Consider the following 23,912-nt stretch of genomic DNA (forward strand, 5'->3'; position numbering starts at 1 on the left):
GTGGAATCTTTTTTCTTGGTGCTGCGAGTGATCGTCTCGCTGGCGGCGGTCTTCGGCCTGTTGTTCTACCTGCGCAAGCGTCTCGGAGCGCGCTTCGGCGCACCGGCCGCGGCACAGCTGAACCTCGTCGAGCGCCGGAACCTGGGCCCGAGGTCCTCCGTGGTGCTGCTCGATGTCCAGGGACGGCGCTACCTGCTGGGCGTGGCCGAATCCTCCATCAGCGTGCTTGATTCCTTCGAGGCACCCGAGCCGGTGTCGGCCCCGGCCCCGGAGATCGCGGACGGGTCCACCACCGTGGCCGAACGCTCGCGTGCCTTCGCCCAAAGCCTTCTCAACTTGCGCCCCGGCTCTGTGTCCCCGGACGGACCGGATGCCGCTGCCCCCCGCCCAGATGCCCCGCACACTGGGACGACGCAGCCCGCCGGTGCCGTGTCGGTGCAGGACGCCGCTACGGGTCCGCTGGCGGGCTCGATCCTGTCCCCGGACACCTGGCGCCGTGCCGCCGCGGCCCTGCGCTCCGGTCCCAACGCATGACCACCACCCGGCGTTCCCTGGCCCTGCGCGCCCGGCTGCCCTGGCTGCTCGCGCTGCTGCTGGTGCTGCTGGCTTCATTCGCGGTGCTGGGAACCCCCGCCGCGCTTGCCGCGCCCATCGAGCCCGGGACACCGGGGGACAACGGCGGGCTGTCGGTGGAAATCAACGGCCCCAACGGCACCCCGAGCTCGGCCATCGTCACCCTCATCGCCATCACGCTGCTCTCGGTGGCCCCGGCCCTGCTGCTGATGATGAGCTCGTTCACCAAGATCTTCGTGGTGCTGGCCTTCACCCGCAATGCCCTGGCCCTGCCGACCATCCCGCCCAACCAGGTGCTGGCCGGCCTGGCGCTCTTCCTCTCGCTGTTCATCATGGCCCCGGTGCTCACTGCCATGAACGAGACCGGCGTGCAGCCCTACCTGGACGGGTCCATCGACCTGACCCAGGCGCTCGAGGTCGGCGTCGTGCCGCTGCGCGAATTCATGCTGGCGCACACCCGCGAGGCGGACATCGCCCTGATGRCCCGGGCCGCGGACCTGGCCAACCCCGCGACCCCGGCCGACGTCCCGCTGACCACGCTGATCCCCGCGTTCATGATCTCCGAGCTGCGCGCCGCCTTCATCATCGGCTTCGTGATCTTTGTGCCCTTCCTGGTCATCGACCTGGTGGTCGCCTCGGCACTGATGTCCATGGGCATGATGATGCTTCCGCCGGTGATGATCTCCCTGCCCTTCAAGATCCTGCTCTTCGTCCTGGTGGACGGCTGGGCGCTGATCCTCACCGCACTCATCGGCTCCTACAACGTCGGCGGGGGCTGAGCATGGACTCCAACGCCGTCCTGGACATCGGCCTCTCCGGCCTGCTGGTCGCCGCGAAGCTCGCCGCTCCGGTGCTGATCACCTCCCTGGTGGTGGGCTTCGCCATCTCGCTGTTCCAGTCCATGACCCAGATCCAGGAAATCACCCTCTCCTTCGTGCCCAAGGCCGCCGCGGTCGCGATCGCGCTGCTGGTCTGCGGGCACTGGATGATTGCCGAAATGGTGCTGTTCACCCACGAGCTCTTCGAGAAGATCCCGGCGCTGCTGGGAGGCACGTAACGGTGCTGGCGACCCTGCCGCTGGCCTCGCTGGAGGTGATGATGCTGGCCGCCGTCCGCGTCACCGCCTTTTTGGTCATTGCCCCGCCGTTCTCGCACAACGCCATCCCGCTCCGGATCAAGGGCATGCTCGGAATCGGCCTGGCCCTGGCCGTGACCCCGCGCATGTCCGCCGGCTACGAGTCCCTGGACACCGGCCCCTTCCTGGCCGCGATCCTCGCCGAACTGCTGGCCGGCGCCGCCATGGGCTTTTTGGTCATGGTGCTCTTCTCCGCCATCCAGGCCGCCGGCGGGCTGATCGACCTGTTCGGCGGCTTCGCCATGGCCCAGGGCTTCGACCCCCAGTCCATGGTCAACGGCGCCCAGTTCACCCGCTTCTTCCACTTTGCCGCCCTGGCCCTGCTGGTCGCCTCCGACGGCTACCAGCTGGTGCTCGCCGGGGTGTTCCGCTCCTTCGACGCGATCCCGCTGGGCGGCGGCATCGGGCTGCCGGGGCTCTCCGAATCCCTGGTCTCGGCGGTGGGCAGCATGTTCCTGGCCGCGGTGCAGATCGCCGGACCGCTGCTGGTGGTCCTGGTGCTCGCGGACATCGGCCTGGGCTTGCTCACCCGCGCCGCCCCGGCACTGAACGCCTTTGCCATGGGCTTCCCGCTGAAGATCATGCTGACCCTGATGCTGGTCGGGACCGTGTTCGTGGTGCTGCCGGCGCTGGTCTCCTCGCTGGTGCGCAGCGCCCTGTCACTGCTGGGGGCGGTGATGGGCCAATGAGCCAGGATTCGGGGGAGCGCAGCGAAAAGGCCACCGCCCAGCGCATGAAGGAGAACCGCGAGAAGGGCAAGATGACCCGCTCGCAGGACCTGGCCGCCTGGCTGGGCATCGGCGCCGCGGCGTTGATGATCCCGGGACTGCTCGCAGTGGCCGAGGCGGCAGGCCGCAGCCAGCTCCAGGCCGTGCGCCTGGTCATCGCCGATCCCGACCCGCAGGCCGCCGTCGGCGCCCTCGGCGCCGGACTGGGGTCGCTGCCGGGCACCATGCTTCCCCTGTTCGCCGTGGTGCTCGTGGTCGTGATCGCCACCGCCGCGCTGCAGGGCGGGATCCGGTTCAAGAAGTTCAAGCTGGACCCCGCCAACCTGAACCTGCTCTCGGGCATGAAGCGGGTCTTCGGGTTCCAGGCGCTCTGGCAGGGGCTCAAGGCGCTGCTGAAGGTCGCCGTCATCGCCCTGGTGCTCTGGTTCGTGGTCTCCTCGCTGATGCCCCTGCTGCTGCAATCCGGTTCCCTGCCGCTGGCCTCGCTGCTGGCCGCCGGGTCCGACGGGGCCGCCTCGCTGATCCGCGCCTCGGTGATCGCCGGGCTGGTGCTGGCCGCCGCCGACGTGCTGGTGGTCATGCGCCGGAACCGCAAGCACACCCGGATGACCCGCAAGGAAGTCACCGACGAGAACAAGCGCACCGACGGGGACCCGCTGATCAAGTCCCAGCGCCGCTCCCGCCAGATGGCGATGAGCCGCAACCGCATGATCGCGGCGATCGCCGACGCCGACGTGGTCGTGGTGAACCCGACCCACGTGGCCGTGGCCCTGAAGTACGAGCCCGGCATCTCCGCCCCGAAGCTGGTGGCCAAGGGCGCCGGGAACATCGCCACGCGCATCCGCGAGGAGGCCGTGGCCAAGCGGGTGCCCATGGTCCGCGACATCCCGTTGGCCAGGAACCTGCACGAGGCCTGCAACCTCGGGGACGAGATCCCCGCCGGGACCTACAACGAGGTGGCCCGCGTGCTGGCCTTCGTGATGACGCTCAAGGCCCGCGGGCGGCCCGACGGCATCCACACGGTGCCCGGCGCACCGCCGGGGGCCACCCCATGACCTCCCGGCCCCCGGGCCTTCCGCGGCCCGCCACCCAACCAGCCAGCCGATCCCAGGCACCCAGCCCCGCCCCAAGGAGCAAGACCGCATGAAATTCGCCTCCCTCTCCAAGATCGCCGTGCCGCTGGGCGTGGTGGGCATCATCATGCTGCTGGTGGTCCCGGTCCCGGCCTCCCTGCTGGACGTGCTGATCGCCGTGTCCATCCTTTTGGCCCTGGTGATCCTGCTGACCACCATGTTCGTCAAGCGGCCGCTGGACTTCTCGGTCTTCCCCTCGCTGCTGCTGGTGGCCACGCTGCTGCGCCTGGGCCTGAACGTCGCCTCCACGCGCCTGGTGCTCGGGGACGCGTACGCCGGGGAGGTCATTGCCGCATTCGGGAACATCGCGGTGGGCGGCTCGCTGATCATCGGCTGCGTGATCTTCCTGATCCTGGTGGTCATCCAGTTCGTGGTCGTCACCAAGGGCGCCGAACGCGTCGCCGAGGTCGGGGCCCGCTTCACCCTCGATGCCATGCCGGGCAAGCAGATGGCCATCGACGCGGACTTGAACGCCGGGCTGATCACCGACAGCCAGGCGCGCGAGCGCCGCGCCGAGGTCGCCGCGGAGGCCGACTTCTACGGCGCCATGGACGGCGCCTCCAAGTTCGTCAAGGGCGACGCCATCGCCGGGCTGATCATCATCATCATCAACCTGGTCGGCGGCATCGCCATCGGCATGGTGCAGCGCGGCATGGGCATCTCCGAGGCGCTGAACACCTACGCGCTGCTGACCATCGGCGACGGCCTGGCCACGCAGATCCCCGCCCTGCTGATGGCCGTGTCCACGGGCATGATCGTCACCCGTTCCAACGCGTCCTCCGACATGGGCTCGACCGCCTCGACCCAGCTGGCCCAGTCGCGCACCGCGCTGCTGATCGCAGGGTCCGCGGCCATCGGCCTGGCGCTGGTGCCCGGGATGCCGAAGCTGCCCTTCGTGCTCATCGGCACGCTGCTGATCTTCGCCGCCCAGCGCATCAAGGCCAACGCGGCCAAGGAGGAAACCCGGGCGGCGGTGGCGCTGCGGAACGAGGCAGCGGTGGTCCCGGCCGAAACCACCGAGGACCTGATCGAGAAGATGCGGGTGCACGCCCTGGAGATCCAGCTGGCCCCGGACCTGGTGGACGTGGTCAACGGGGGAGGGGACGACCTGCTGGCCCGCGTCCGGGCGCTGCGCCGCCGGGTGGCCATGGAGTTGGGCATCGTGCTGCCCCCGGTGCGCACCCGCGACTCGGTCGACCTGCCCCCGGCCACCTACGCGATCCGGATCGCCGGGGTGGAGGCCGGGCGCGGCACCGCGCCGCGCGGCAAGATCCTGGCCCTGGGGGACCACCTGGAGTCGCTGCCCGGGGCCACGGTCGTGGAACCGGTCTTCGGGCTGGCGGGCAAGTGGGTCCCGGCAGAGCTGCGGCACAACGCCGAGATGGCCGGGGCCACCACCATCGACCGGGTCTCGGTGATCGTCACGCACCTGTCCTCGATCGTCAAGGACCAGGCCGCGCGGCTGCTCACCCGGGAGGACGTGCGGGTGCTCACCGACGCGGTGCGCGAGGCCAACCCCTCGGCCGTGGAGGAACTGGTGCCCTCGCTCATGAGCCTGGCCGAGGTCCAACGCGTGCTTCAGGGCCTGCTGGCCGAATCGGTGCCGATCAACGATCTCGGGCGCATCTACGAGGCCCTGGCCCTGCGGGCCAAGGCCGGCACCGACCCGGAGGGCCTGATCGAGGCCGCCCGCGCCGCCCTGGGCCCGGCCATCGCCGCCGGCTACCTGGAAGGAAAATTGCTGCGGGTCGTCATGGTCGACCCGGTCCTGGAACAGGGCATGCTCGAGGGGCTGCGCCCCTCCGAGGCCGGAAGCCAGATCATGCTCGACGCCCAACGGCTCGAGGCGGTGCTTGCCTCGGTGAAGCAGATCGCCGGCGAGCTGGAAACCAGGGGCCTGTCCGCGGTGCTGGTCTGCGCCCCGGCGCTGCGCCCGGCGGTGCGCCGGCTGCTGGGCACCGCCCCCGGCTCCATCCCGGTGCTCTCCTACCAGGAGGCCACCGCCGGCGGGGTCGACATCGAGACCGTGGGGGTGGTGCGCGGTGCCGATGCGATTTCGGCTTGAGGGCCCCAGCCTCGAATCCATCCACGCCCGGGCGGTCGCCGAGTACGGGCACACCGCGCGCATCGTCTCGGCGGAGCGGGTCACCACCGGTGGCCTCGGCCGGTTCCTTGCCAAGGAACACTACGAGGCGATCATCGAGGTGCCCGACGGGGACGCCCCCGACGGGCGGGTCATCGGACCCGGGGACGAACCCCTCGATGCCCGGGACCTCGAGCTGGTTGCGGGTCGCGCCGCGGGCTCCCGCCCATCCGCGGATCCGGATCCGGGGGCCGGCGACACCCACCCCCGGAGCTCCGGCGGCGGGATCAACGGATTGCTGGAACGGGCCGATGCCGCCGAACTGCGCCTGGCACCGGCCCCGCCACGGCAGACGCGCCGCGGCGGGCGGCCGGCGGTTCCCGGCGCCCCGGATTTCGCCCGGCTGCTTGACGGGCAGGCCTTCGCCCTCGAACCGTCAACGGGCGCCCGGGCGGCGGACCGCGGCCCGGAAGCAGCCGAAACCGCCGGTGCCCCGGGCACCGGTTTCCTCCCTGCGGGCCTGCTCCCGGCGGCTGCCGGCAGCGGATTCGGCCCGGGGCGGGACCGCGACATCGTTCCCTCGCCGCTGGCCGGTCCCGGGGACCTGGTCGTTGTCGTCGGGCTGTGGGGGGACGCGGGGATGGCCGCGGAGGAGCTCCACGATGGCACCGCCCTGCGGCGCAATGCCGGGGAGCTGGCGCAGAAGTTCGACGTGGACTCCCTGGCCCGGCGGCCGGTGACCGACAGGCGCGGCATCCTGCGGGCGCGCGCCGCAGCGGTCGCCGAGGGCGTCCCGTTGCTCGTGGCGGTGGCGATCAACCCGCAACTGGCGCTGCTGCCGCAATTGGAGCTGCTCGAGGTGCTGGAGGCCGACCAGCTCTGGGCCGCCGTCGATGCCGGGCGCAAGGCCGAGGACACCGCGGCCTGGGTCAAGCACGTGGCCTCGGGCCACGGGCTCTACGCGGTGGTGTCCCTGCATGCCGACGAGACCCTGTCACCGGAGTCGGTGTGGGAGCTGGGCTTCCCCGTGCTTGAGGCCCGGGGCCCAAACTCGTAGGTCGCTCGGCAAGTGCGGGCGGGCACTGGGCTATGATTGTGCGGTGCTGGTACTTACTCGGAAGGTCGGAGAACAGGTCCTGATTGGCGAGGACATCGTGGTGACTGTCCTCGATGTCAAGGGCGATTCGATCAAGATCGGATTCGACGCACCCCGCGGCATCAAGATCCAGCGGGCCGAGATGCTCGCCGCCGTCACCGAGGCCAACCAACAGGCGGCCGAGGCCGCCACCGAGGCCGCCGAGGAGCGCCTGAAGGCCCTCTTCCCGGCGAAACCCAAGCCCCAGGCAACCACCGCACGGGACAAATAGGCACGGCTGGCATTCCCGATCTTTCGGGCGGACACGAACCCTGGCCAAAGTCACCGGTCAGGTGCCGTTTTCGTGGTGAATAGGGTTCCATGGCCCGTGGCTAGGCGATTTGGATACGTTCGTCTCCAAGCTCGACCTCGACCCGGAGCCTGCCGCCAATTGCCTCTACGTATTTACGCAATGTATCGACCTGTGTGCGCTCGATATCTCCGTGCTCTATTCGAGAAACCCGGTTCTGGGTGACCTGGAGCCTTCCGGCGAGCTGGACCTGGGTCAAGTCGGAAGCTTCGCGCAATTCGCGCAAGCGGTAGGCGCGGACCTCCTCGAGCATGCGCTTCTTATGTGCGTCAACGACGGCCCTGTCTACTGGCCGCTTCGCCAGCATTTCCTCAATGGTCATTGCCATCATGGCGCTCCTTTCAGCGTCTTTAGGTGTTTGTCGAACAACTCATCGGCAACTGGAATATTCGTCTCGTACCATGTGTGCCAATTCCCCGCCTTGTCACCCGCAATCAGCATGATGGCTTGACGCTGGGGATCGAACGCGAACAGCACTCGCAATTCCGACCGGCCGCTGGAGCCTGGTCGCAATTCCTTCATGTTCTTGTGGCGTGACTGCACCACGGTATCGACCAAAGGGCGACCAAGCTGAGGGCCGCGTTCCGCCAACAATTCGATGGCAGCCATGCCCTGCACATAGGATTCGAAGTCCAAGTCAGACAGCCATGCGTCAACCAAGTTCAAGTCAACGATCCACATCACCACCAGAATACAACATGCAGGTAATATGACACAAGGGTTGTATCGATTGGGTGGCGGTGAATTGCTTGCCAGTGCCGCGCATGCCGCCGAAGCAGTTGAAATGCAGTTACGGACGCTGTCAGCATGTGTGGAAATACGTGGATTGGGATTCCGGTTTCCCGATTGCGCCTCGCCCGGATTAAGCATTTTCCCTTGAAAGTGGTCCTGCAGTGAAGTTGGAGGGAGTCCGGAGGGTCAGGCGCGGCTGAGTGTGTCCGGTATTTCGGGCTTCGCCGTGCCGACCCTCCAGCACTGCGCCGAGCGCGTAAAACACGACGCAATTAGCACTCGCCTTGACCGAGTGCTAATGGTTGCCTAGAGTCATTCATGGTGCTTGTCGAACCCGGCAAGTGCTGAAAGCCTGAGGTAATTCACCAGCTGGCACCGCGACGACGGTTGGTACCACCCGAACGGCCCGTAAACCATTGGTAACTCACGCAAAGGAGAGACGATGTCCGTCTCCATTAAGCCTCTCGAGGACCGCATTGTCGTCCAGCCGCTCGAAGCAGAAACCACCACTGCTTCCGGTCTGGTCATCCCTGATTCCGCCAAGGAAAAGCCGCAGGAAGGCAAGGTCGTAGCAGTTGGACCGGGCCGTGTCGATGACAACGGCAACCGCGTTCCGGTAGACGTAGCCGAAGGCGACGTCGTGATCTACTCCAAGTACGGCGGAACCGAAGTCAAGGTCGGCGGTGCAGAGTACCTGGTGCTCTCGGCACGCGACGTCCTGGCCATCGTCGTAAAGTAGTTTTCCTGATAAAGCCCCGGCCCCTGGCCGGGGCTTTATGCAGCTTATAAGGAGCAAGACATGGCAAAGCAGCTAGCTTTCAATGAAGAGGCGCGACGCGCCCTCGAAGCGGGCATCGACAAGCTCGCAAACACCGTCAAGGTGACCCTCGGCCCGCGCGGCCGCAACGTGGTTCTGGCAAAGGCCTGGGGCGCACCGACGATCACCAACGATGGCGTGACCATCGCCCGTGAGATCGAGCTGGAAGATGCCTACGAGAACCTTGGCGCGCAGCTGGCCAAGGAAGTAGCCACCAAGACCAACGACGTGGCAGGCGACGGCACCACCACCGCCACCGTGCTCGCACAGGCATTCGTCAAGGAGGGCCTGCGCAACGTTGCCGCGGGTGCCGCCCCGGGCGAAATCAAGCGCGGCATCGAGGTAGCCGTCGAGGCTGTCGCCGCGCGCCTGGCCGAGAACTCCGTTCCGGTCGAGGGCAAGCAGGTCGCCAACGTGGCCGCCATTTCCGCTCAGAGCGAGGAAATCGGCGAGCTGCTGGCCCAGGCCTTCGAAACCGTGGGCACCGACGGTGTCATCACCATCGAGGAATCCTCCACGACCGCCACCGAGCTGGTTGTCACCGAGGGCATGCAGTTCGACAAGGGCTACCTGTCCCCGCAGTTCGTCACCGACCCGGAGCGCCAGGAAGCAGTCCTCGAGGACGCGCTGATCCTGGTCAACTCCGGGAAGATCTCCACGGTTGCAGAGTTCCTGCCGCTGCTGGAAAAGGTGCTGGCAGCAGGTAAGCCGCTGTTCATCATCGCCGAGGACATCGAGGGCGAAGCCCTTTCCACCCTCGTGGTGAACAAGATCCGCGGCACGCTGAACGCCGTGGCCGTCAAGGCCCCGGGCTTCGGCGACCGCCGCAAGGCCATGCTGCAGGACATTGCGATCCTCACCGGCGCCCAGGTTGTCTCCCCGGACCTGGGGCTGCAGTTGGACCAGGTCGGGCTCGAGGTGCTGGGATCGGCTCGCCGCATCACCATCACCAAGGACTCGACCACCATCGTCGACGGTGCAGGCACCGCCGAGGACGTGGCTGACCGCGTTTCGCAGCTCAGGGCCGAACTGACCCGCACCGATTCCGAGTGGGACCGCGAGAAGCTCAACGAGCGCCTCGCCAAGCTCTCGGGCGGCATCGGCGTGATCAAGGTCGGCGCAGCCACCGAGGTCGAGCTGAAGGAACGCAAGGCACGCATCGAAGATGCAGTGTCCTCCACCCGCGCGGCCCTCGAAGAGGGAATCGTTGCAGGCGGCGGCACCGCATTGGTTGACGCACTGGCCGTGCTGGACACCGATCCGAACGTGCTCGCCCTGACCGGCGACGCCGTTGCGGGTGTCGGCATTGCCCGCCGCGCCCTGGTCCAGCCGCTGCGCTGGATCGCCCAGAACGCCGGCTTCGACGGCTACGTCGTCACCGCCAAGGTCTCCGAATCGCCGGCCAACGAGGGTTTCAACGCCCTGACCGGCGTGTACGAGAACCTGATCGACGCCGGTGTCATCGACCCGGTCAAGGTCACCCGCTCGGCGCTGCGCAACGCGGCATCGATCGCGGCCCTGGTGCTCACCACCGAAACCCTGGTCGCCGAAAAGCCGGCCGGAGATTCGGACTCGCACGCAGGCCACAACCACTAGCACCGCCCACACGGCAGTGCGTCCACGCGCCGCCGGCATCCAGGTTTCCTTCCCGCTTCGGGAGCGAACCCCGGAGGCCGGCGGCGTTTGGCGTTTGGCCGGGCACGGCCCTGAACAAGCGGCGGCGCACACGTCCGGCGCGGTACTGGCGAAATGCACGCGGATGCGGTAAAAATCTTGTTACGGAATTTAGCGACGGCCACCGGTTCGCGGGGGCTGTCGTGCAACTGGAGGAAGCGGTACGACAAACAAATTCATGGAGGCGCTGAGAAAAATGGACGTTCTTGGGGAACTGTGTGATTTGGTGGCCGAAATGGAAGGACTGCACGGCGTGCTGGAGGGCCTGGCCGAGCTGTCGGCCGATCGGCTGGGACGAGCCGCCGGATCGGACATCGAGTGCCTGGTGATTCTGCACATGCGCAAGCTGCCGCCGGCGATGGCGGGAAGCGATGAACGGGTGATACGCCTGGAGGGCATCGAGACGCTGCTGGATGATGGCCCCGGCCTGCACGCCGTGCGCAGCGGGCTGCCGGTCATCGTCAACGACGCCGTCGATGCGCGCTGGCCGGGGTACGGACTGAAGCTGGCGGAGCAGGGCTTTGCCGGATTGGTGGCGGTCCCGCTGGAGCTTGGCGCCAGGGCCACGGCCGTCCTGGTGTTCTTCGCCGCCGACTCCGGGGTGCTCAGGGAGCCCATCGTGCTCGAAGCCATGGGGCTCGCCGACGAGGGACGCCGTGCCTTGTCCGCGGCCGTGCGGGTCGCGGAGGCCGAGCTGAAATCGGAGAACCTGGCCGCCGCCCTGGAACACCGCACGGCGATCGACCTGGCGCGAGGAATCCTCATGGCCCAGGACGGTTGCTCCGCACAAGAGGCCTTCGACATGCTGTGCAAGGCGTCGAACAACAGGAACCAGAAGCTCCACGCCCTGGCGGTGGAAATCATCTCCCGTTTTGCCCCGGCGCCCGGACCTGCACACTTTGACCCCTAGGCCGGCGCGAGCGAGCAGCGTCCCCAGGCGGGAATCTCTCGGGCCGTTCGAACAATCCGATCCGGCCGAAGCCTGCGCGCCAGGCGAATCCGGAGCGCGACCGGGCCCGGATCCAGCAACTGGCCGTCGTGCGGATGCCCGTGCGGAACCCCTGGCTGGTGACTTACGGCTACAGGAAAGAGCCGGGCGGCGAGTAGCCCGGCATTAAAGACGGGTAAAGCCCGCGAGAAAGCGGGTGCAGGGAAAGCCTGCGCTGCTCTGGTAATCCTCTTGGCCCGGGCATATGCTCTCGATCACATCACGCTGCGCTAACACCAGTCACATCGCTCACTCCACGCCCAAAACCAGGAGACCTTCATGAAGACCGTCGCAAGACATCGCTGTGCCCGTTTCAGTATCGTCGCCATCGCCGTCGCCGCCCTGGCCAGTGCCCCGACGACCGCCATGGCCGTCACCTCCGTCAACGACCTCAGTGTCCAGTCCTCGACCGATCTGGCCCAGACGCTTGTGGGCTCCGGTGTCACCATCAACAACGTCGCCTACACCGGCGGCGCCAGCGCCTCGGGCACCTTCGGCGGCGGTGCCACGACAGTCGGCTTCGACTCCGGCGTCATCCTCACCAGCGGAGCGGCCGCCAGCGCCCTTGGCCCGAACGACGAATCGGGGAAGACCGCCAACAACGGACTGGCCGGGGACTCCGACCTCACCACCCTTTCCGGCGTATCCACGCTGGATGCCAGCGTCCTCGAATTCGACTTCACGCCCAATGCGGACACCGTGTTCTTCCAGTACGCTTTCGCCTCCGAGGAATACCTTGAATACGTGGGTTCCTCGTTCAATGACTCCTTTGCCTTCTTCGTCAACGGAGTCAATTGCGCGGTGGTCGACGATGGCCTGGGCGGCACCCAGGCCATCACCGTGAACAACATCAACCCGGGAAGCAATGCCGGACTCTTCGTGGACAACACAGACGCCCACCTGAACCTCCAGTACGACGGGCTTACAACCGTCCTGACCTGCATGGCTCCGGTCAACAGCGGCGTTTCCAACCACATCAAGCTGGCCATTGCCGACGGCAGCGACGACTCCTTGGACAGCGCGGTCTTCCTCAAGGCGGGGTCCTTCTCCACCACGCCGCCGCAGGGCCAGGGCAAGGTGACCGGCGGTGGACGCCTGAGCGAATCCGACGGCCACATCACCTTCGGAACCACCGTAACTCTGGATGACCAAGGTCTTCGGGGAAACCTGCAGGTCAACGACCACAGGACCGGAGACAAGTTCCACGGCTATTCCGTCACGGCACTGAACACGGTGGACAAGACCGCAAGCTGGTCTGGCGAGGGACGCTGGAACGGCCAGGATGGCTACACCTACACAGTCACGGTGGCAGACAACAGGAATGGCAATTCGGCCAAGAAGGGATCTCCCGACACGGTGAAGATCGTGATCAAGGATTCCGGCGGCGCAACCGTTTGGGAAAATACGGTGGAGCTCCTCGAACGGGGAAACCTGACGGTCCACCAGCCGTAGTCAGTTCGGATTGATATCGGACAGAGCCAGAAAGTCCAGACAGGAAAAGCCCAGCGGTTCCAACGGGCTGTTCCCGGAAACGGACTTGGAAATTCAGTTCCGACTGGGCTTCCACCCAAGAAAGAGAAGGTCCCAGGAATCCGCCAAGGATTCCGGGGACCTTCTTCCGTGGCACGGAGGCCCGCGTTCCAGATCCTGTCTGCCCCGCTTGGGAGCCGACGGCATTGGGCGGGTGAACCGCATCCGCGTGGCCAGGTCAGCACGCCGCAGGGCCGTGTATGCCACCACGCACCTGGGTGCCTGGGCGGGCCCGGAGGTCGTCGAGGTCCAGGCGGCGGTGGCAACGGCCAAGGTCAGGTGTCCTGCAACGCCCGTGGAGGGGGCAGCGATCCGACGACACCGGGAACCGGCTGTAACGAATTGATAACGAGGTTTGGTAACGTTGGATGCCCATGCCCGACGTTCCGGGCTTGGACACACCGCAAGCTTTACAGGATGTACCGATGCCTATCCCCACACCTGTCCCTATAGTGGCAGGCCGGAGCAACGCACCGGTCACGACCCCCGCCGAACGCTTCAGGCCCGAACTCCAGGGCCTGCGCGCGTTGGCGGTGGTGCTCGTGATGGTCTACCACGTTTGGTTTGGCCGGGTTTCCGGCGGCGTTGACGTCTTTTTGCTGCTCTCCGCGTTCTTCCTCGCCGGCGCGTTCATCCGCAAGGTCGAGACCGGACGGCCCCTGGCGCTGCTTTCCTACTGGCTGGGCGTCTTCCGCCGGCTGCTGCCCGCCGCGGTCCTGGTCCTGCTGTCCGTGATCGCCGCCAGCATCGTGCTACTGCCCAAGGCGCGCTGGAGCTCGATCATGGAGCAAACCGCAGCCAGCCTGTTCTACCGGCAGAACTGGCAGCTTGCGGCGGACTCGGTGGACTACTACGCCGCCGACCACGCCACGGCCAGCCCGCTGCAGCACTTTTGGTCGCTGTCCATCCAGGGCCAGGTCTTCATCCTGTGGCCGCTGCTGCTCGCCGTGGGCTTGGTCCTCTTCAAGGCCGTGTCCGGCAGGTTCCCGTCGCTGAGCTACCGGAACACCATGGGATTCCTCTTTGGCGCCGTGTTCACCGCCTCCCTGGCTTACTCGATCCACATCACCGCAACCGCCCAGGAATGGGCCTACTTCGACACCGGCGCCAGGCTCTGGGAGTTCGCACTCGGATCGCTGCTGGCCGTGTTCCTGCCGCAGCTGCGAAAGCTGCCCAGGGCCCTGACCGTGCCGCTGGGCTGGGTCGGCCTGGCCGCGATCCTGGCCTGCGGCATGCTGCTGCAGGTGGAGCACGAGTTCCCCGGGTACCTGGCCCTGTGGCCGACCCTGGCCGCGGCCTTCATCGTCATGGCTCCTGACAACCGCTTCGGGGTGCAGCGGGTGCTGGCCCTGGGCCCGCTGGTGAAGCTGGGGGACGTGTCCTATGCGCTGTACCTGTGGCACTGGCCGGTGATGATCTTCTTCCTCGTCGAAACGGGAAACGCGGAGATCTCCTTCACCACGGGCCTGGGCCTGATGCTGGTTTCCCTGGTGCTGGCCTGGGCCACCACCCGCGTCGTCGAATCCCCGATGCGATCCTGGCACTGGCTCTCGGCCAAGCGCCGGCGCGCGGGCCTGGGCATCGCGGTGCTGCTGTCCCTGGTGCTGCTGCCGCTGTCCGGCTGGGAACACCGGGTCGCCGCCGAGGAACTGCGTGCGGCCTCCCAGGCGGAGATCGACAACCCCGGTGCGGCAATCCTGGACCCCGGGTTCGGGCACGAACCAAGCTCCGAGGCCGTCATGGTCCCGCTGACCAGCAAGCTCGACGAGGAATGGTCGAACTTCGGGGCCGACTGCACCGGAGCATGGGTTCCCCAGGCACCCGAGGTCGAATACTGCCAGCAGGGCGGCAGCGAAAACGCGGAAAAGACCATCGTGGTGCTGGGGGACTCGCACGCCCAGCACTGGAGCGGCGCGGTGGACGCGATGGCGCAAAAGCACGGCTGGCGCTGGATCCTGCTGACCAAGCCGTCGTGCCGCTTCGGCGGCCCCTCCGACACCCGCGGCGAGGAATGCGGGGCGTTCAACGAGGCTGCAGGGAAATACGTGCTGGAGCACGACCCCGATGCGGTGCTCACCCTGGGTACCTTCACCGCCCTGGGCGAAGACCCCGAAGGCCGCTCCCCGGCGCAGCAGGAACGGATCGTGCCCGGCTACGAGGCGGGAATCCGCCCGCTGCTGGATGCCGGCATCCCGGTGGTGGCGCTGCGCGACACCCCGCGCTTCACCACCCCGGCCCCCGAATGCGTGGACCGGTTCGGCGCGGAATCGGAGAATTGCAGCGCACCGGTGTCCGAGCTCATGGCCAAGGCCTCACCGCTTGACAACCTGGCCGCCGACGGAAAGCTGGGGGAGAACTTCTCCACCATGGACATGACCGACCAGCTCTGCCCCGAGGGCATCTGCCGCCCGGTCATCGGCAACGTGCTGGTTTACATGGACCAATCCCACCTGACCAGCACCTATGTCCGGACGACGGCTGCCCAATTCGAGCGGCGCTTCCTGGAAGCCCTCACCGGCTCGCACTGATTCCAAGCGCCGGGCCAGCGCCGAGAAGCACCGTTGGTACCGGCCGGAGCGTCGTGGAAAAGTGCCGCGCAAACGTGATGCCGAGGATCTGTTGCCCCCACCCCGTGCGGCGTATTGTTGCCTCCAAGCGGCCGAACGATCCGGCCCGGCCGCGCCCACTTGCGCACCATCGGAGTTAATGCCATGAAAACGGAAATGGCACCATTGTCCCTGGCCCTTGCCGGCCCCGTGAGCAGGAGGGCGGTGCTCTCGGCCGCCGTGGCGGTGTTGGGAGGAGCCGTGCTGGGCCCCGGACTGGTGGCGGCCCCCGCCGCGGCGGCGGTCACCCGGAACCACGTCTACACCATCTCCTCGCGCAACACCTTCACCTCCGCCACCTACCCGCGCACCGAGTTCCGCGCCCTGTGGACCGCGAGCGTGCTGAACATCGACTGGCCCTCCAAATCCGGGCTGCCCGTGGCCACCCAGCAGGCGGAGCTGCGCTCGATCCTGGACCTGGCGGTGTCCCGGAACCTCAACGCCGTGCTGCTGCAGGTCCGCCCCGCCGCCGACCGGATGTGGAACGCCACCCTCGGGGAGCCCTGGTCCAAGTACCTCACCGGCACCCAGGGCAAGGACCCGGGCTACGACCCGCTGGCGTACGCCATCTCCGAGGCGCACAAGCGCGGGATCGCCCTGCACGCGTGGATCAACCCCTTCCGCGTGTCGATGGACACCTCGCTGACCTCGCTGGTGGCCAGCCACCCGGCGCGGCTGAACCCTTCCTGGTCCTTCGCCTACGGCCCGCGGCGCTACTACAACCCCGGCATCCCGGCGGTGCGCACCTTCATCCGCAACGTGGTCGTCGACCTGGTCAAGCGCTACGACGTGGACGGGGTGCACTTCGACGACTACTTCTACCCCTACCCGGTGGCCGGGGCCTCGATCCCGGACTCGTCGACCTACAACACCTACAAGGGCTCCTTCACCTCGATCTCTTCCTGGCGGCGCAACAACATCAATGTGTTCGTGCGCGACACCCACACCGCGATCCACGCCGCCAAGCCCCGGGTGGTGTTCGGCATCGGTCCCTTCGGCATCTGGGCCAACAGCTCCTCGAGCTCCCTGGGCTCCGCCACCAGCGGGCTGGAGAGCTTCTACGCCCTCTACGCGGACACCCGGCGCTGGGTCAAGGAGGGCTGGATCGACTACATCGCCCCGCAGCTGTACTGGTACCAGGGGTACTCCGTGGCCAACTACAACGTGCTGGTCGACTGGTGGGCCAAGCAGGTCGCCGGAACCAGCGTCAAGCTCTACACCGGGGAAGCCGCCTACAAGGTCGGGGACCCTGCCACCCCGGCCTGGCAGGACCCCAACGAGCTGCGCGACCACGTGACCAAGTGCCGTGCGGTCCCGGCGGTGCGCGGCCAGGCGTACTACAACACCACCGCCGTGCGGGCGAACAAGCTCAACGCCATCGGGATCCTCAAGGCCGCCAAGTACGCACGTCCCGCCCTGCCGGTGCCCTACACGCAGCTGAACTTCGTGCGTCCCTACACGCCCACGATCACCACGGCCGTGCGCGAGGGCACCGGCGTGCGGTTGGGCTGGAGCTCGAGTTCCAGCGGGGAGCCGATCAAGCTCATCGCCATCTGGCGCTGGGAATCGACAGGCTCGGTCGTCCCCTACATCCAGTCCACCGGCACCTACCTGCGCACGGTGCGCCGGCGCACCGCCTCCGCCCAGTCCTGGCTGGATTCCGGGGTGGTGCTCGGGCACTACTACTGGTACATGATCCAGTCGATCAGCCAGACAGGCGTGGACTCATTGCGGGCCACCGCGATCTTCATCAGGGCGTGAGGCGCCGGGGCCTTGGGACCGCATCGTGCCGCGCCGTTCCCGCGCTGCGTGAGGCCTCGGGATGGCCCCGGCGGTGCGGGCGGATGCCGAGGCGCGGGCGGTGGCGGGAGTTGCGTTCGCCACACCAACCACGCGGGAATGTCGCTTGGCGGTGAAGCGTTCTAGGATGTAATCAATCCCCGCACCGGCGTGAAAGGTCCCCCGTGACTGAGTTCAATCCATTTGCCTTTGAAGGCCTCACCTACGATGACGTCTTGCTGCTTCCCGGCCCGACGGATGTGATCCCCTCGGAGGCAGACACCACCACGCGCCTGACCAAGCGGATCTCCATCAACATCCCGCTGCTTTCCGCGGCCATGGACACCGTCACCGAGGCGCCGATGGCCATCGCGCTGGCCCGCCAGGGCGGCATCGGCATCATCCACCGCAACCTGTCCATCGATGACCAGGCCGACCAGGTGGACCAGGTCAAGCGCAGCGAATCGGGCATGATCACCAACCCGGTGACCGTGAACCCCGGGGCGACGCTGGCCGAATGGGACGACCTGTGCGCGCACTACCGCGTCTCGGGCCTGCCGGTGGTCGATGAGAACCGCAAGCTGCTGGGCATCATCACCAACCGCGACACCCGCTTTGTGCCGCGCGAGACCTACATGACCACCAAGGTCTACGAAGTCATGACGGCTATGCCGCTGATCACCGCCAAGGTGGGGGTGTCGCGCGAAGAGGTCATCAACCTGCTGGGCAAGCACCGCATCGAGAAGCTGCCGCTGGTAGACAACGATGGCCTGCTCCAGGGCTTGATCACCGTCAAGGACTTCGACAAGGCCGAGCAGTACCCGCTGGCCACCAAGGACGACGAGGGCCGCCTGCGTGTCGGCGCTGCCGTCGGCTTCTTCGGCGAGGGCTACGACCGCGCCATGAAGCTGGTCGAGGCAGGCGTCGACGTGCTGGTGGTCGATACCGCCAACGGCCACACCCAAGGCGTGCTGGACATGATCGCCCGCCTGAAGAAGGACCCGGCGGCCGCGCACGTGGACGTCATCGGCGGCCAGGCCGCGACCCGCGAGGGCGCCCAGGCACTGATCGACGCCGGCGCCGACGCCATCAAGGTCGGCGTGGGCCCGGGATCCATCTGCACCACCCGCATCGTCGCCGGTGTCGGCGTCCCGCAGGTCACCGCCATCTACGAGGCAGCCAAGGCAGCGATCCCGGCCGGCGTGCCGGTGATCGCCGACGGTGGCTTGCAGCACTCGGGCGACATCGGCAAGGCCTTGGTCGCCGGCGCCGACTCGGTCATGCTCGGTTCCCTGCTGGCCGGCACCGCCGAGTCCCCGGGCGATCTGGTCTTCATGAACGGCAAGCAGTTCAAGGCCTACCGCGGCATGGGCTCGCTCGGCGCCATGGAGACCCGCGGCAAGAACACCTCCTACTCCAAGGACCGCTACTTCCAGTCGGATGCGCCGTCCAACGAGAAGCTCATCCCCGAGGGCATCGAGGGCCAGGTCCCGTACCGCGGCCCGCTCTCCGCGGTGGCGCACCAGCTGGTCGGCGGCCTGCGCCAGACCATGTTCTACGTCGGCGGACGCACCATCCCGGACCTGAAGGAACGCGGCAAGTTCGTGCGCATCACCGCCGCGGGCCTGAAGGAATCGCATCCGCACGACATCATGATGACCGTCGAGGCCCCGAACTACCGTTCGCGCTAAACGCCCATCACGACAAAGGCCCCGGCCACCGGTTCCCGCAAGGGAATCGGTGGCCGGGGCCTCTTTTATTTACTGCGTTGAGGAACAACGGCTTCGTCCGGCGCCTCAAGCAGGCGGACACCAACCATCGATTGATGATGCAGTCGCGTCGATTGGGCAAGTTGACGTTCGGTAGGTAGGCTAGGTTGGTTGGTCCTGCCACCCCCCTAAGTGCAGGGCCATTTTCGGAAGAATCTGGCACCCCAAGTACCAGATTCTTCCATGGGAGTTACGACGCAGACCCCAAGCTGCGCGTTCCCAGGGCAGGGACCCGCTGACGTAGCGCGGGTTCCTGCCCCTTCCATTTCCCATCGWTCCCATGTGCAGCGCCCGGGTGGTAAATGGGGTTGGCGTAAACGTCGCTGGACCGGCAACGATGCGATCGCCGATGGCACCCTCGGCGATCGCCCAAGATGAATTTCGCAGAGATATCGCTTCAACATCCCGTAACACTCAGCACCCGTCACGGCTAGGCTCCGAGCACTGGCTCCCGCAGGGGAACTGGTGGTCGAGGCCTTTGGCATGTGGTGTGCCGTGGCTGAACTGCCATCACGCGAGCGCTTGGCGGCGCATCCGCAACAGTTCCTCGAATGCGGCTGCGTCCAGCGGAACGGCATAGTGGAATCCCTGGACGGTTGTGAACCCCATGGCCTTGAGCTTCGCCGATTGCTCGGCAGTCTCCACTCCTTCGACGACGCACTCAAGGTCACAAGCTGCAATCAAGTCGGAGATGGCGCGAAGGAAGGATTCCTGCTTCGGGTTCACGGCAATGTCGTCAACGAGAGTCCTGTCGATCTTGGCTCCGGTCACGGGCAGCTGGCGCAGATAGCTGATTGAGGAGTAGCCGGTGCCAAAGTCGTCAATAAAGACCTCAACCCCCATCTTCGCCAAAGCCATCAAGGTATAGCGGTGCAGGTTGTCACCCGACATCAAGTTGTTCTCGGTGATTTCCAAGGCCAGCACGGTTGCCGGAAGTTCATGCTGGCGCAAGACCCTGCGCACCTCGTCGGCGAAGCCCAGGTCGTGCAGTCCACGCGAGGTCACGTTGAGGTGGACCTTGAAATCTGCGCCGACGAGCTTGGCCGCCCGCCACCTCTTGACGTCGCTCAGTACCCGATCCAGCAGGTATTCAGTCAGTTTGCCGACCATGCCCGCCTCCTCGGCAGCGGGGAGGAACTCGTCTGGACGCACGAGCCCGTGGCCCGCTCGATTCCACCTCACCAAGGCCTCTGCGCCGATGATTGCCTCATCCTTGAGGCGGACCACTGCTTGGTAAGCAGGGAAGAACTGCTCGCCGTCCAGTGAATGTCGGAGATCGGAGAGCATCTCGGCCTTCTCACGTCGTTCAAACAGCATGAACGGCTCGAATTCCACGACCTTTTCGCTTACCGAGCGCTTGGCCACATACATGGCTGTGTCCGCCTCAAGCACGAGGCTGTCCGGCGAATGCGACGGCGTTGTCCGGGCAATGCCAAGGCTGGCCCCGGGGCTCAGGTGGATGTTGTCGATCACCATGTCCTGGTTCATCGCCGCAACGATGCGTCGGCCCAGGGCGACGGCGTTGTGTTCCGGTGCGTGCACCAGGATGGCGAATTCGTCGCCTCCGAGTCTCGCCACGAGGTCCTCGGCGCGCACACAACCGCGAAGCCTCTCGGCGAGCTGGCACAGGACCTTGTCGCCCAGTGCATGGCCGTAGGTATCGTTGATGCTCTTGAAGGCATCCAGATCCAGGAGCATCAAGATCGGGGCCGAGGGACCCGTGCCGGGCTCGACAAGCGTCTTGTTGATTTCCTCCATCAAGGCGGAACGATTCGCGAGCTGGGTCAAGGGGTCCGTGTAGGCCAACAACGCCATTTGGTCGCGGGCCGCCTCGAGCAACCGCGTGCGCTCTGCCACCCGGCGATCAAGCGTGGAATACGTCGTTTCCAGGTCAGCGGCCATGGCATTGATCCCCATGATGATGGCGTCGATCTCATCGCGCCGGCTGCTGGGATGCAATAGGGTATCGAAATCCATGTCCGCGATCCTGAGGATGGCGTCGACAATGCGCGGAATACGGGGTTCGTCCATCTCGAGAGGGCCGGGGTCAGTCATCTTCGTGGAAGAACGCGAGTGCGTCCTGCCGGCTTTCGACATACATATACCGTCGCGCAGGATCGACCTTGCGCATGAAGAATCGTGCCAGCACGCGGTCTGCGGGTCCGGAGCCCAGCAGAGCCGTGCGCATGCCCTCGGTCATCGGATCAATCAGGGCAGTGACATTGGGTTTCACACTGTCAATGCCGCATACATCAACCAGCAAGTACTTCACCTTCCGTTCGAGGCGCGCGTCCGCAAGTCCCCAGAGCTCCCGGACCGTCTCGACTGACAACACCGTCCGGGGATGGAAAACGACCTCAAGCAATTCGTTGGCGAAGAAAGTGAGCCGGGCATGCTTGACGTCCAGGCTCCAAACCGCTTGCTCTGCCGTGCCTTCAGACGTCGCGTCCGCGATCGGACTAAGTCCGTCCAGCAGCAAGCCAATCTCGAGAAGGGGAACCTGTCCCATGGTTACTTCACACCAATCCGTTTGCGGCGATCGTCGGTTCCGCGCAAATCACGATCCAATCGTCGGTCACCTTGATACAACAAGGTCGACCAGTCCGTGTTTTCCGGTGTGGCCACGGGGTAGGAAACCGTGGCGTCTTTGGCCTTCTTCGGCGGGACAAAAAGCCAATTCACCAACCCCAGGGCCATGTCAACAACGGAGTTCTTGAAGCCGATGTAGGCGCGTATGGCATAGAGGGCCAACACGGTGTTCAATGCGGCAAAGGCAACATTTCCCCAGTTGCGGTCCTGGAAGTCCCGCCACAATGTGAAGATCGAAAAGAAGACGATCAGGTATGGGATGGCCACGTAGAGACCTGGAGATGCGGTGCGATTGCGGACCTTCGGTGTCCTGACGAATGGGATTTTCTCGCCGGTGAATGCCTGTTCCGTGGACTTGAGCACCCCTGCCATATTGACCGGCAGGAGGATCAGGTTGAACCCGTAGATCCTGAAGACATCGCTGAATCGGTGCCCGCAGTCCCGGAGGTCGCTTCCCATGGCGATGAAGTAGGGCAACGCCGCGACAAAGATCAGCGGGCTGAGCAAACGTCCGTCGTATGGATAGGCCAGAAGGAAGATCAGGCCAAGGCTGGCCCAGGCAATTGATGCCATGTAATTGACCCGCAGGAGCACCTCGCGCAATCGGATGCGTTCGTTGCGTCGCTTACGCTCACCGATCTGTCGACCAAACTTGGGCAGGATCAAAAGACCGCCATTGGCCCAACGACGTCGTTGGACCACCAGCGAGCCGAAATCCGGGGGAGTCGCACTGTAACTGAGTCGCTCCGGGTAATTGGACAGGGTCCAGCCGTGGGTGCCGAGGTCGATGCTTGACTCGGTGTCCTCGATGACGGTTCGGTCCTGGATGTAGGTGTGGATTTCATACCCGCCGACGGTTGTGGTCTGGCAGATATCCACAAGTGCCTGTTTGCGGATCACTGCATTGGCGCCAACCCAGAAGGTGGCATTGTAAAGGGTCTTGCCCTGGTGCAAGATGTGCTGGATGTCTGTCGTGGCGCCAGCCAAGCGCTCGATGCGGGTGGGCGCACCTCGGAATGAAGAGTAGGGGGTTTGCGTCACCGCCACGCGCGAATTCTCCTCGGACTCCAGGAAGTAAACCAAGCGCAGGCAATAATCGCGCAGCAGCAGCGAGTCGGCGTCAAGCGTGAGCAGGTATTCGGAGTCCGGGATGTCCAGGACTTGGTCCATGTCCGTGGTTTCCTGCGTCGGTGACACCGCGCGAAGCACCTCCACATCTCCGCGGTTGTCCACCAGCCACTTTTGGCCCATGAGGGAGATATAGGCGTTCAGGTTCATCGCCTTGTTCACCGCTTGGGACAGATTTGCGTACTTCTTGCGTTCGAAGGTGTGCATCCGGACGGAGAAAATACGTTCCAGCCGCAGATGGAATTCTTCCAACCTGTCGCTGTGAGGCGAATCGTTTTGTGCGGCAGCCGCGTTCAGGGCCAACAGTGTCAGGCGCAGCTCGCGAGCAAGTCCCATGATGACCGAATCAACGAAAAACTCGTCGACATGGTCGTCGATCCTTTCCGCGGTGGCCATTTCTTCGAGCCAGACCGCGGCAGCATCGTAGGCGGCAATGGTGGTGGCCAGGATTTGGGCAGGCGAGGCCCCTGCCTCTCGTTGGCGTTCAAAAAGGACCCGGAAGTCCTGGGCCATCCTCAACGGATGTTCCAGGGACTGCTGGATTTCCAGTGCCAAGCCACGCGTTTCCTCGAGCTTGGCCAGGATGTCCGGGTCTTCCGGGTAGGGATCGTCATCCACAAGAAGCACCACGTGCAGGTTCGTGAACTCCTGCAAGGCCACGGACCAGAGCGTTTTCCTGACCACGGCTGGCTCTTCGGCATAGCTAGGAACCAGCGTAGTGATCGACTTGTTATAGGAATGGAAGTGCCGATCCAGCTCACCTCGGGGCACTCGTCGGTGTTGTGAGAAGCGCAGAAGGGCACCTTGCCTGGCGACGAGGTACATCAACGCGGAGAAAGTCAGAAAGGTGACCACGGCGAGGTACATTGCCGCCTCGAAACGGAACCTGAAGCCCGCATCGGGGTTGTCGGCCAGTTGCCTCAGGATGGTGCTGATGACGTAGCCGATCCAGGCCAGAATGGTCGTGACGATTGCTATGCGCCCCCAAGCCAACTTGCCTCGCGAGGGGACGGGATGAACAATCGACAGGGGCTCGGAACGCTTTTCCGCGCCCCACTGCCGCTTGCGAATGTCTGGTGAAGCCGTGCGTGCATTCGTGCTGATGTTGTTCAAACTGATTTGCCCCCAAGCAATCTCGTTTCAGCACTTGGGGATTCTGCGACCCGCAATGCATTTCAAAAACTGATCATAGCGTATGATTCA

20 protein-coding genes are annotated in these 23,912 nt (G+C 65.6%); 15 read left to right on the forward strand and 5 right to left on the reverse strand.

Annotation, left to right across the window (positions count from 1 at the left end; all coding sequences use genetic code 11):
- From BLJ79_RS02140 to csrA, 8 genes are all read left to right on the forward strand, one after another.
- Positions 1 to 534, forward strand: a complete 534-nt coding sequence (locus BLJ79_RS02140) for a FliO/MopB family protein (RefSeq protein ID WP_071212997.1) — start codon at positions 1 to 3, stop codon at positions 532 to 534.
- Positions 531 to 1,352, forward strand: a complete 822-nt coding sequence (gene fliP, locus BLJ79_RS02145; protein ID WP_071212998.1) for a flagellar type III secretion system pore protein FliP — start codon at positions 531 to 533, stop codon at positions 1,350 to 1,352. Before BLJ79_RS02140 ends, fliP begins: the two co-directional genes overlap by 4 nt.
- Before the next feature lie 2 nt (positions 1,353 to 1,354).
- On the forward strand, positions 1,355 to 1,630 hold the full coding sequence (gene fliQ / locus BLJ79_RS02150) for a flagellar biosynthesis protein FliQ (RefSeq protein WP_071212999.1): 276 nt from the start codon (positions 1,355 to 1,357) through the stop codon (positions 1,628 to 1,630).
- 38 nt (positions 1,631 to 1,668) lie between these two features.
- Positions 1,669 to 2,397, forward strand: coding sequence for a flagellar biosynthetic protein FliR (locus tag BLJ79_RS02155; RefSeq protein WP_071213243.1), 729 nt, complete (start codon positions 1,669 to 1,671; stop codon positions 2,395 to 2,397).
- Positions 2,394 to 3,491 carry an EscU/YscU/HrcU family type III secretion system export apparatus switch protein gene (locus BLJ79_RS02160; protein WP_071213000.1) on the forward strand — a complete coding sequence of 366 codons (1,098 nt, stop codon included), beginning with the start codon at positions 2,394 to 2,396 and terminating at the stop codon, positions 3,489 to 3,491. The genes BLJ79_RS02155 and BLJ79_RS02160 overlap by 4 nt, the downstream gene beginning before the upstream one ends.
- Before the next feature lie 88 nt (positions 3,492 to 3,579).
- The gene (locus BLJ79_RS02165; RefSeq protein ID WP_071213001.1) at positions 3,580 to 5,634 is read left to right on the forward strand and encodes a flagellar biosynthesis protein FlhA; all 2,055 of its coding nucleotides are present in this window, start codon (positions 3,580 to 3,582) and stop codon (positions 5,632 to 5,634) included.
- Complete coding sequence (locus BLJ79_RS02170) at positions 5,618 to 6,709, forward strand: hypothetical protein (protein WP_071213002.1); 1,092 nt, start codon at positions 5,618 to 5,620, stop codon at positions 6,707 to 6,709. Before BLJ79_RS02165 ends, BLJ79_RS02170 begins: the two co-directional genes overlap by 17 nt.
- 43 nt (positions 6,710 to 6,752) lie before the next feature.
- Entirely contained in the window at positions 6,753 to 7,019 is a 267-nt protein-coding gene (csrA, locus tag BLJ79_RS02175) for a carbon storage regulator CsrA (RefSeq protein ID WP_071213003.1), read from the forward strand.
- Between the two features lie 100 nt (positions 7,020 to 7,119).
- Here the strand turns inward: csrA and BLJ79_RS02180 are convergent, their stop codons facing one another.
- Together BLJ79_RS02180 and BLJ79_RS02185 are read right to left on the reverse strand one after the other, a co-directional pair.
- Positions 7,120 to 7,425, reverse strand: coding sequence for a helix-turn-helix domain-containing protein (locus tag BLJ79_RS02180; protein ID WP_071213244.1), 306 nt, complete (start codon positions 7,423 to 7,425; stop codon positions 7,120 to 7,122).
- Positions 7,425 to 7,967, reverse strand: a complete 543-nt coding sequence (locus tag BLJ79_RS02185; RefSeq protein ID WP_286135230.1) for a type II toxin-antitoxin system RelE/ParE family toxin — start codon at positions 7,965 to 7,967, stop codon at positions 7,425 to 7,427. The genes BLJ79_RS02180 and BLJ79_RS02185 overlap by 1 nt, the downstream gene beginning before the upstream one ends.
- 304 nt (positions 7,968 to 8,271) lie before the next feature.
- On the opposite strand from BLJ79_RS02185, the gene groES reads away from it, so the two are divergent.
- The 7 genes from groES to guaB all read left to right on the forward strand — a co-directional run bounded on the left by groES (position 8,272) and on the right by guaB (position 18,914).
- Positions 8,272 to 8,568 carry a co-chaperone GroES gene (gene groES, locus BLJ79_RS02190; RefSeq protein ID WP_071213005.1) on the forward strand — a complete coding sequence of 99 codons (297 nt, stop codon included), beginning with the start codon at positions 8,272 to 8,274 and terminating at the stop codon, positions 8,566 to 8,568.
- Between the two features lie 60 nt (positions 8,569 to 8,628).
- Positions 8,629 to 10,242, forward strand: a complete 1,614-nt coding sequence (gene groL, locus BLJ79_RS02195) for a chaperonin GroEL (RefSeq protein WP_071213006.1) — start codon at positions 8,629 to 8,631, stop codon at positions 10,240 to 10,242.
- Between the two features lie 313 nt (positions 10,243 to 10,555).
- Positions 10,556 to 11,230, forward strand: coding sequence for a GAF and ANTAR domain-containing protein (locus BLJ79_RS02200; protein ID WP_175475360.1), 675 nt, complete (start codon positions 10,556 to 10,558; stop codon positions 11,228 to 11,230).
- 357 nt (positions 11,231 to 11,587) lie between these two features.
- Positions 11,588 to 12,760: a choice-of-anchor L domain-containing protein gene (locus BLJ79_RS02205; protein WP_071213008.1), complete on the forward strand. Its 1,173-nt coding sequence runs from the start codon at positions 11,588 to 11,590 to the stop codon at positions 12,758 to 12,760.
- 503 nt (positions 12,761 to 13,263) lie between these two features.
- A complete protein-coding gene (locus BLJ79_RS02210; RefSeq protein ID WP_083410936.1) occupies positions 13,264 to 15,366 on the forward strand; it encodes an acyltransferase family protein in 2,103 nt (700 codons plus the stop codon).
- A 195-nt stretch (positions 15,367 to 15,561) separates the two neighbouring features.
- Entirely contained in the window at positions 15,562 to 17,205 is a 1,644-nt protein-coding gene (locus tag BLJ79_RS02215; protein ID WP_175475361.1) for a glycoside hydrolase family 10-like protein, read from the forward strand.
- A 203-nt stretch (positions 17,206 to 17,408) separates the two neighbouring features.
- The gene (guaB, locus tag BLJ79_RS02220) at positions 17,409 to 18,914 is read left to right on the forward strand and encodes an IMP dehydrogenase (RefSeq protein ID WP_071213009.1); all 1,506 of its coding nucleotides are present in this window, start codon (positions 17,409 to 17,411) and stop codon (positions 18,912 to 18,914) included.
- Between the two features lie 588 nt (positions 18,915 to 19,502).
- Here the strand turns inward: guaB and BLJ79_RS02225 are convergent.
- Genes BLJ79_RS02225 through BLJ79_RS02235 form a run of 3 tightly spaced genes read right to left on the reverse strand, consistent with a single transcriptional unit; the run spans position 19,503 to position 23,534 of the window.
- Positions 19,503 to 21,089 carry a putative bifunctional diguanylate cyclase/phosphodiesterase gene (locus BLJ79_RS02225; protein WP_083410938.1) on the reverse strand — a complete coding sequence of 529 codons (1,587 nt, stop codon included), beginning with the start codon at positions 21,087 to 21,089 and terminating at the stop codon, positions 19,503 to 19,505.
- The gene (locus BLJ79_RS02230; RefSeq protein ID WP_071213011.1) at positions 21,040 to 21,501 is read right to left on the reverse strand and encodes a hypothetical protein; all 462 of its coding nucleotides are present in this window, start codon (positions 21,499 to 21,501) and stop codon (positions 21,040 to 21,042) included. The genes BLJ79_RS02225 and BLJ79_RS02230 overlap by 50 nt, the downstream gene beginning before the upstream one ends.
- A gap of 2 nt (positions 21,502 to 21,503) precedes the next feature.
- A complete protein-coding gene (locus BLJ79_RS02235; protein WP_286135247.1) occupies positions 21,504 to 23,534 on the reverse strand; it encodes a glycosyltransferase family 2 protein in 2,031 nt (676 codons plus the stop codon).
- Between the last annotated feature and the right edge of the window lie 378 nt (positions 23,535 to 23,912).

Source organism: Arthrobacter sp. UCD-GKA (assembly GCF_001863355.1).
GTDB lineage: Bacteria > Actinomycetota > Actinomycetes > Actinomycetales > Micrococcaceae > Paeniglutamicibacter.